8 protein-coding genes and 1 riboswitch are annotated in these 8,933 nt (G+C 47.0%); of the genes, 5 read left to right on the forward strand and 3 right to left on the reverse strand.

Features of this window, described 5'->3' with window-relative positions; translation table 11 throughout:
* Together AC4E7D_RS07485 and AC4E7D_RS07490 are read right to left on the reverse strand one after the other, a co-directional pair.
* The coding region (locus AC4E7D_RS07485; protein ID WP_490173189.1) for a PG0215 family putative anti-sigma factor at positions 1 to 217 on the reverse strand (217 nt) is incomplete at its 3' end.
* Entirely contained in the window at positions 204 to 716 is a 513-nt protein-coding gene (locus AC4E7D_RS07490) for an RNA polymerase sigma factor (RefSeq protein ID WP_490173190.1), read from the reverse strand. The genes AC4E7D_RS07490 and AC4E7D_RS07485, both read right to left, overlap by 14 nt.
* Positions 717 to 954: 238 nt before the next feature.
* Between AC4E7D_RS07490 and AC4E7D_RS07495 the strand changes: the two genes are divergently transcribed.
* Positions 955 to 2,442 carry a S41 family peptidase gene (locus AC4E7D_RS07495; protein WP_490173191.1) on the forward strand — a complete coding sequence of 496 codons (1,488 nt, stop codon included), beginning with the start codon at positions 955 to 957 and terminating at the stop codon, positions 2,440 to 2,442.
* Between the two features lie 35 nt (positions 2,443 to 2,477).
* Here the strand turns inward: AC4E7D_RS07495 and AC4E7D_RS07500 are convergent, their stop codons facing one another.
* Complete coding sequence (locus tag AC4E7D_RS07500; protein ID WP_490173192.1) at positions 2,478 to 4,343, reverse strand: TonB-dependent receptor plug domain-containing protein; 1,866 nt, start codon at positions 4,341 to 4,343, stop codon at positions 2,478 to 2,480.
* Between the two features lie 60 nt (positions 4,344 to 4,403).
* A riboswitch (cobalamin riboswitch) is annotated at positions 4,404 to 4,642 on the reverse strand.
* Between the two features lie 65 nt (positions 4,643 to 4,707).
* On the opposite strand from AC4E7D_RS07500, the gene AC4E7D_RS07505 reads away from it, so the two are divergent.
* The 4 genes from AC4E7D_RS07505 to AC4E7D_RS07520 all read left to right on the forward strand — a co-directional run.
* Entirely contained in the window at positions 4,708 to 5,850 is a 1,143-nt protein-coding gene (locus tag AC4E7D_RS07505) for an ABC transporter substrate-binding protein (RefSeq protein ID WP_490173193.1), read from the forward strand.
* A 2-nt stretch (positions 5,851 to 5,852) separates the two neighbouring features.
* Positions 5,853 to 6,878, forward strand: coding sequence for a FecCD family ABC transporter permease (locus AC4E7D_RS07510; RefSeq protein WP_490173194.1), 1,026 nt, complete (start codon positions 5,853 to 5,855; stop codon positions 6,876 to 6,878).
* A 117-nt stretch (positions 6,879 to 6,995) separates the two neighbouring features.
* Positions 6,996 to 7,706 carry an ABC transporter ATP-binding protein gene (locus tag AC4E7D_RS07515; protein ID WP_490173195.1) on the forward strand — a complete coding sequence of 237 codons (711 nt, stop codon included), beginning with the start codon at positions 6,996 to 6,998 and terminating at the stop codon, positions 7,704 to 7,706.
* Positions 7,707 to 7,770: 64 nt separating this feature from the next.
* On the forward strand, positions 7,771 to 8,933 hold a 1,163-nt coding region (locus AC4E7D_RS07520; RefSeq protein WP_490173196.1), incomplete at its 3' end, for a DNA recombination protein RmuC.

An 8,933-nucleotide genomic window follows, 5' to 3' on the forward strand; every position in this document is an offset into this window, starting at 1 on the left:
TCCACTGATAAATATATCCTCTGGTTTTTAGGGAAACCTGCCGGGTGAAACGCTCTTCCTTAGCTGCGGAGAAATATGTGAACATGGGGGCGTACTGCTCAAGATGCGAGGCAACCTCGCCCTTTGTGAAGTAATCCTTCAGTTCCTTTTCTTCGGCCGTTGTGGTAGTGGCCTCAAAGTATTTCTCTAGTAATTTTTCTATTCTATCCGATTCCATAACGATGCTTTTCTAATAACTTCATTCTTACGGTCTTTCTGGCCCTGGAAAGGGCAACCCTTACTGCGGTGGGCTTCATCTCCAGTAACTCTGCGATTTCGTCATAATCGTACTCTTCGACGTCACGCAATTGTATGACCATTTTTTGTTGTTCCGGCAATTCTTCCATGATCCGCTCTACCCAGTTCACGCTGTCCCTGGCTTCCACCTGCTTTTGCAGTGAGGATGATCCGCCGTCCTCGTAATTGCTGTGGACCAGCTTCAGATTGCCCGACTGTTTCGACTTTAACCGGTCCAGACAAAAATTCTTGGTCATGGTCATGGCAAAAGCCTCCACATTTCTGTATTTTCCTATGGCTTTTTTGTTGCTCCATAGTTTCATCAAAATCTCCTGAGTGGCATCCTCCGCCTCTTCGGACGATACCAGGAGCCTTTTTGCAAGGCGGTACAATTTGTCCTTAAAAGGCATGACCACATTTAGGAATTCTGACTGTGTCATTGTTGGTTGTTGTATTGCTGTACTTACCATTTACGGTGTGTTACACTAGGAAGACGAAGTACACCGAATTTTGTTACAAAAAATTTTTTTTTCCTGCAGATGTAAGTATTTTAGGTTGTTATTAACGCTCTATCCGGTCTAATTTACAGATCTTTACGACCATCTTAAAAGTAAGGATTTAGGTAGTGTTTCTGGCTTTTGAGTTGTTATACAAATAAGTGCATAAAAAATTGAATAAATGAAAAAGTATTTCTTAACCCTGTTGGTGCTGGGGGGATTGGTGTTGGGGTGTAGTAAGAACGATGATGACGGATACACTGGTCCGAGAGACCTGGATACTCAGAATTTTATGTGGCAGGCCATGAATTTATGGTATTTCTGGCAGGCCGAAGTCCCCAATCTTGCTGATGACCGTTTTGACACCGATCTTGAATATACAGAGTTCCTGGGATCAGAAACAGATCCTGCTGTTTTCTTTGATACCAAACTGCGTTATGTCCAGGACCGCTTTAGTTTCTACAGCGACGATTATGTGGAACTCACACAAAACCTTGCAGGCATTTCCCGAAGCAATGGTCTCGAATTTGGCCTTACTTACTTCGACGACAACAACAACGATCAATTGGATGCTGATGAGCAGATCTATGGCTATGTCCGTTACATTGTAAATAATTCCAATGCGGCCACGGCTGATATCTCCCGTGGAGAATTGTTTACCGGAGTAGATGGGCAGGAACTTAATGGGGGTAATTACCAAGAGCTCTTGTTTGGAGAAAACGCCACCTACACCCTGAGCATGGCCGATATTGAGGGTGATGTACTCACCCCTAACGGTAAGGAAGTGACACTAACCAAAGAAGAGGGCCTGGAAGAAAATCCCGTATATATTGCCAAAACCTTTGAGGTGGTGGGGACGAGGATCGGTTACCTGATGTACAACGGCTTCACCAACGAATTCGACGAAGACCTCAATACAGCAATGGGGCAGCTAAAAAACGAAGGCGCTACGGAATTGATCCTGGACCTTCGTTATAATTCAGGAGGCTCAGTAAACTCTTCCCGATTGCTGTCTAGTATGATCTATGGCACCAATACCAGTGATCTGTATCTGAGACAACGCTGGAACCCAAAAATCCAGGCGATTTTTGACCCGGGCGACCTGGAAGACTATTTCGCTGACCGCACAGGCGCCGGAACACCTTTAAATACCCTGAACCTTACCAGGGTATATATCCTTACCACAAGGTCCACAGCTTCCGCCAGTGAACTGGTCATTAATGGGCTCGATCCGTATATTGATGTGATTCAAATTGGTAGCACAACCCGTGGAAAAAATGAATTTTCCCTAACCATGGTTGACGACCCGGATCGGGAGGGTGCCCCCTACATCTACACCCCATCCAGGGAAAACCAGATCAATCCCAACAACCGTTGGGCCATTCAGCCGCTGGTAGGGAGAAATGAAAATGCACAAGGCTTCTCTGATTATACCGCAGGTTTTACCCCGGAAATTGAACAATTTGAGGATATTGAAAACCTGGGTATCCTTGGGGACATTAATGAACCCTTACTTGCCAGGGCCATACAGGAAATCACCGGCATGAGTGGCAGGCGCGATTTTACCGTAAAAACCCCTGTTAAACTGCTTACAAGTTCAAGGATGTTCACCCCGATGAAGGATAATATGGTATTGGACAAACCGATAAATTTGAAATTTATCCCTTGATGAATAGATTAAAAAGCCCCGATCCGGGGCTTTTTTTATAATTTGAATTGAAAGCCGAACGCCAGGTTCCTGCCACGTATCGTAAACCCCAGAACTTCTTCAAAGCGGGAATTTCCCAAATTTTCCCCCTGCAGGTAAACCTTGAGGCGGTTTGGGAGCAGCTCGTAAGACACCTGCATCCCCAGCAGGAAAAAACGATCCAGAGGTACGTCAGAAAAGGTATTGAAATCTGTATCCCTTCGATCCCCGGTAAAAGAACCGCTCAATTGTGCAAAAAGGCGCTGATCTACCTGATACCCCAAGTTAAGGTTCCATTTGTGTTTCGGGATCCGGATGGCGTTGTCCCCTTTTCGCTCTGTAAAGGTGTAATTCCCGTTTAAGCGTATTTGTTCGGTAGCCTGCCAGTCAATTTCTAATTCCAGCCCACTGACTGCTACTTCCGAATCGGCATTAAAGTACTGAAATGTGCTGTTGTTGAAGATCACGGCATCCTGTTCCTTTCTGTTGAAAAAGACCACACTGGAACGAATTTTACCTGGAAACGCCAGTTCCAGTCCGGCCTCAAGCGTCCGATTGGTTTCGGGCTGCAGATCCGGATTGGCCCCGAACTCACCGAACAATTGCGGAAGGGACGGGGCAATGAAGGAAGTACTGTATGAGGTCAACACTCTTAAATATCCCTTGTTTAACCTCCACCGGTAAGAAGGATTAATCGTATAAACAAGGTGGTTTCCATATTGGGAATGCTGGTTGAAACGTGCCCCGGTATTGATATTCCAGCCCTTACCGGAAACATATACCAGGTTGAAATAGGGATCAAACTGGGTTATTTGTTCTGTATTTTGAGATAATGCCCGGTCCTCGCTGTAGTTTATACCTAGGGCGGTAAATACATTTTTGCCCAAGGTATAACGGTTATAGAGGTCCATGATCAGATTATCCCCTTTAAAGGCCGAAGGAAAGGCACTTAGATTTTCAGAATCGTACTCAGAATAGGCTGCGTTGAAGTTTAAGTTCCCACCCCTGTAAGAAAAGGATGAAGTGATACCCGTTCGTAATTGCCTGCTAACAAACTGATAGGGAGCGTCAGAAAAACCAAAAGTTTCGTCATAATCATTCCGCAGCCGTTGTTCCTGTCCATAGAGGGTAAACGAAAAATTCTTTCCGGCCTTGTATCCCAAACGCAAGGAGGTACCCACCCTCGAAAAAGGATCTTCCTCCCCTGCTGTGGTGGCTAGTGAAGATAGGCCGTTGGCAAATTCGTGAGAAAGCCCTACCGCATAGGTAAAACCGTTTAGGGTCCCGCTAATACGGGCAGCCTGGTTAAAACGGGCAATGCGATAATTTTGGTCGGATGCGGTCTGATTGGTTCCCATTTGTGACTGGAAGACGCCGGAAAGTGGGTTGTTAGCACTTTCCCTGGTCCTGATGTTAATCACTGCCGCCGCCGCATTGGTCCCATAAAGAGTACTGGCAGCCCCTTTTATGATCTCAATCGATGCAATATCAGTTGTAGAGAGCAACCTCAGGTCGAACTCCTGTGAAAAGGAAGAAGGATCAGCTACCCGTACGCCATCCAGCAACACCAGGACCTGCCGGCCGCGACCTCCCCTGGCAAATACGCCGAGTACTTCTCCCTGCCGGCTTCGGCTACCCCCAATCTCAATACCACTGTACTGATTCAGCAGGGAAGCGACAGAGACACCCGGGTTACGTTCGAGGATATCCGCACCAATCGTTATCACCGTTTTCCCTGAGTTCTCACGCTTTAGCTCAAAACGGGAATCACTGACCACTACCTCATCGAGTTCCTGTATCAATACAGTATCCCCCTGCGCTTGCGTATAAACTTCTGTTATTACCAGAAGCAGGAGGAATACCAAGGTGCCTCTGGTACCCATTCAATGCTGTTATTACGATTAGTGTAAACGATCAATGTAAACCTCGCTTTATCCCGAAACGCTGTTTTACAAATCACGGCAGGTCTCCTGACTTGCGTCCTGCCCAGGCCCTTCCCGTTCGTTGGAACAGTGGTAGAAGATGGGTCAGGCATCGACCTGAGGTCGACTTAGCCTACAGTTGCGGGAACAGTGGCAGCTTTTGAGGTGGCATGAAATCGAGCTAGCTTCCTCAGCACTGCATTCCCTTTTAAGCCCGCTTCATCCCTGGGGGACCGGGCACCGCAATCTTTTGCAAAGTAAGAAATAAAGACCTACCGGCCATTTTAAAATTGTGCTATTTTTGGGGCATTCCAAAATCTCTGATTTGAAGTCCTTATTGCTGTTATTCCCGCTGCTGTTGTGTTTTTCCTGTAAGGAGAAAACCGAAAAACATTCGCCTGAACCGAGGCCGGAAGAACAAATCAGATATGCTGAGGGATTTCAGATTGAGAAACGCACAGATGATCTCACTGTGATACAGGTAGCCTCCCCCTGGCCCGGAGCAGACCGGGTACTGCGTTATGCACTCGTAAAAAGGGAAAAGTTAGCGACCACAATCCTGAACAGGGATCAATTTGACGCCATTATTCCTGTGCCGGTTACACGAATAATTGCCACCTCCACCACCCATGTTCCCGCACTAGAAACCCTAGGTGTTGCCCAAAACCTAGTGGGTTTCCCTGATACAAAGTATATTTCATCTCCCTACACCAGAAGCCTGATTGATCAGGGGAAAATAGTGGATATTGGGAGCAACGAAACCCTCAACACAGAAATGAGCATGGGCCTTGAACCGGAGTTGGTTATTGGTTTTACCATAAATGGGGATAATCCTGCCTACATGACGTTAAAACGAGCCGGGATTCCCGTGGTCTATAATGGGGAATGGACAGAAACCACCCCTCTTGGTAAGGCAGAGTGGATCAAATTCTACGGCCCTTTTTTCGGAAAGGAAGCCCTGGCTGCGGCAGAATTTGAAAAAATTGAAAAGGCGTACCTGAATGCAAAACAACTAACGCAAAAAACTGGACACAAACCAACGGTCCTGAGCGGAGCCCTCTACAAAGACGTGTGGTACCTTCCCGGGGGAGAAAGTTGGGCGGCACAGTTCATTGAAGATGCAGGAGCTCGCTATTTATGGGGCGATACACCTGGTACCGGGAGCCTGTCACTGGGGATCGAAGCAGTTTTGGCCAAGGGCAGGGAGGCTGCATTTTGGATCTCCCCTTCCCAATATACCACATACACAGAACTGTCTGAGGGCAGCAGGCACTACGAACAGTTCAGGGCGTTTAAAGAGCGGAAGGTGTTTACCTTTGCTCTTACCAAGGGCCCTACCGGGGGGCTGCTGTACTACGAACAGGCTCCAGGAAAACCACACGAGGTGCTGATGGACTTAATCGCTATATTTCATCCGGAAATATTACCCGGGCGGGATCCTTACTTTTTTAAGCCCCTCGAAAAATGAGCATGAATAACATCCGAATTACCGGTTTTGTTTATCTGGGCTTACTCCTGCTGTTAAGCCTGGGATTGAACATTAGCCTGGGATCTGTGACCATTCCCCTGGAGGAAACCATTAAAGTGCTCCTCGGACAGCCTGCTGAGGAACCCTCTTGGCAATATATCATATGGGAGTATAGAATACCGAAAGCCCTGACAGCAATATTGGTAGGCAGTAGTCTCTCCCTAAGTGGCTTGCTCATGCAGACCCTGTTCAGAAATCCCCTGGCCGGACCTTTTGTACTGGGGATCAGTTCAGGGGCGAGTCTGGGGGCCGCCCTGCTGATCATGGGGGCCGGTATCTTCACAGGAAACCTGATTGCGGGTTTCGGAAGTGACCTTTCCCTTGTGATCGCTTCAAGTCTCGGGAGTTTCCTTGTGCTTTTGATTGTAGTGGTCCTTGCCTCGAGAATTAAGGATACCATGGCCCTCCTGATTATTGGATTGATGTTTGGCAGCATTACCGCCGCAATGGTATCTATCTTATCCTACTTTACCGAAGCTGAACAGCTAAGGCAATATGTATACTGGTCCTTTGGCAGTGTTGGCAACCTGTCCTGGCCACAGTTAGCCTTGCTTACCGGTGTAATACTTATTGGGATTGTGCTGAGCATCTTGTCCCTTAAAGCTTTAAACGCCCTCTTGCTTGGCGAGAATTACGCGCGAAGCATAGGAATCGCCATACGCAAATCCAGGTACCTCATCATCATTGCTACGGGATTGCTGGCAGGTTCGGTAACGGCTTTTGCGGGACCCATTGCCTTTATCGGGCTGGCCGTTCCCCACCTCACCAAACAGATTTTCAACACTACAGATCACCGGACACTGGTACCTGCCGTTCTGATCTATGGGGCGATCCTTTTACTGTTATGTGATACCCTTGCACAATTACCTTCATCGGCCTATGTATTGCCGATAAATGCAATTACCTCAATCATTGGTGCACCCGTAGTGATCTGGTTGCTGGTGCGTAAAAAAAAGATGATATTCTGAGGTTTTTACCGTACTTTTCAGCTGAAGATATCATCCTTTTAAAATACGGTACCCATTAGTTTAAAAGCTACTCAACTCACTGTTGGATATAAGGCCGGCAAATCAGCAATCCCAGTTGTGGACAACCTCAATTTTGAGGTACAGCAGGGGGAGTTTACAGCTGTTGTAGGCGTTAATGGAATTGGGAAATCCACGCTACTGCGAACCCTGGCCACCATCCAACATCCCCTGGAAGGGACAGTAGAGCTCGAAAACCGGTCTCTTTATCACTATTCTATCCGGGAGCTCTCGCACAAGATAGGTGTGGTTCTTACAGAACCGATGAGTTCCAGGAACATTACCGTAAAAGAGCTTGTAGCCCTGGGCAGACAGCCCTATACCAATTGGATAGGAACTTTATCAAAAACTGACCAGGACCGTATTCTTGCGGTGTTGGAGCTTATGGAGCTAACCGCCTTAAAGGACAAAAAGTGTTATGAACTAAGTGATGGACAACTACAGAAAGCTATGATTGCCAGGGCCCTGGCACAGGATACGGATGTCCTGCTACTCGATGAGCCCACTACCCATCTGGACCTGTACCACAAGGTACTCATCCTTAAAACCCTGCAGCGGGTGGCTCATACCTCAAACAAATTGGTCTTATTTACCACTCATGAGCTGGATCTGGCCATTCAACTGTGTGATCGTATCCTGATATTGGGTGCGCAGCAGCATTACTTTGGCGAACCCTGTGAATTGATCTCCAGGAAGAATTTTGACACCCTTTTCCCATCAGACCTCATACAATTTGACGGGAATACCGGAACCTTTAAGGTACAGCAGTAAATATCCTGCCGCCCGTGCGTTTTGATGTAATGCCTTATCTTTATAAAAGTGAATTGATGTGATTATGGACAGCGTATTTATCTACATCCTTGTCGGCCTCATTACCCTGACTTTGGGTTTTTTTATCGGGCGTTTTATCCAGCTGTTGCGGACAAAATCCGCTCAGAGTGCTCTCGAAGAGCGGGAAAAACTGCTGCAAAAAAATATTCAGTCGCTGGAAGATCGCCTGGAACAGGCGGCAGAAGACAATACAGCACTCGGTCAGAAGAAAGAAGAGCTGGGCTTGCAACTGGTCCGTTATCAGGCAGATATGGATAACCTCAGGCACAAGAATCAGGAACAAAAAGAAGAAGTGGAAAAGCTTCAGGAAAAGTTCACCAAAGAATTTGAAAACCTCGCCAATAAGATCCTGGAGGAAAAAAGCAGCAAATTTGCAAAGCAAAATAAGGAGAGCATTGAAAACATCCTGAATCCCCTGAAGGAGAAGATCAAGACCTTTGAAGACAAGGTTGAAAAAACCCATAAGGAGAGTATCGACTACCACGCTGCCCTGAGGCAACAAATATTTGGCCTTAAAGAGTTAAATGAACAAATGTCACGGGAAGCCACCAACCTTACAAAAGCCCTTAAGGGGGATAGCAAAATGCAGGGGAACTGGGGGGAACTGGTACTGGAACGTGTACTTGAAAAATCGGGCCTGGAAAAGGACCGGGAATATTCCGTGCAGAAAAGCTTTACCAGGGAAGATGGCAGCCGGGTGATGCCAGACGTCATCATCAACCTCCCGGATGGAAAGAAAATGATCGTGGATTCCAAAGTATCGCTAACTGATTACGAGCGGTATGTGAATGCAGAGGAAGAGGATAGGCCCCGTTTCCTTCAGGACCACGTAAATTCCATAAAGAAACACGTAAGTGAGCTCTCCGCTAAAAAATATGAGGAGATCTATGAGATGGAAAGCCCGGATTTCGTCCTTATGTTTGTGCCCATTGAACCCGCCTTTGCCCTTGCTATCAACCGCGATAATAAGCTATATAATCAGGCATTCGAAAAAAATATTGTTATTGTGACCCCTTCCACCCTGCTGGCCACCCTCCGCACCATAGACAGTATGTGGAACAACGAGAAACAACAACGCAACGCCATCGAAATTGCACGACAGGCAGGTGCGCTGTATGACAAATTTGAGGGGTTTGTGACTGACCTTACCAAGGTGGGTCGTAAAAT

This window comes from Lentiprolixibacter sp., from assembly GCF_982873095.1.

Bases quoted from the DNA above. Each gene is read 5' to 3' on its own strand.
- AC4E7D_RS07490 (WP_490173190.1), bottom strand. From the start codon at position 716: ATGACACAGTCAGAATTCCTAAATGTGGTCATGCCTTTTAAGGACAAA.
- AC4E7D_RS07495 (WP_490173191.1), top strand. From the start codon at position 955: ATGAAAAAGTATTTCTTAACCCTGTTGGTGCTGGGGGGATTGGTGTTG.
- AC4E7D_RS07500 (WP_490173192.1), bottom strand. From the start codon at position 4,343: ATGGGTACCAGAGGCACCTTGGTATTCCTCCTGCTTCTGGTAATAACA.
- AC4E7D_RS07510 (WP_490173194.1), top strand. From the start codon at position 5,853: ATGAATAACATCCGAATTACCGGTTTTGTTTATCTGGGCTTACTCCTG.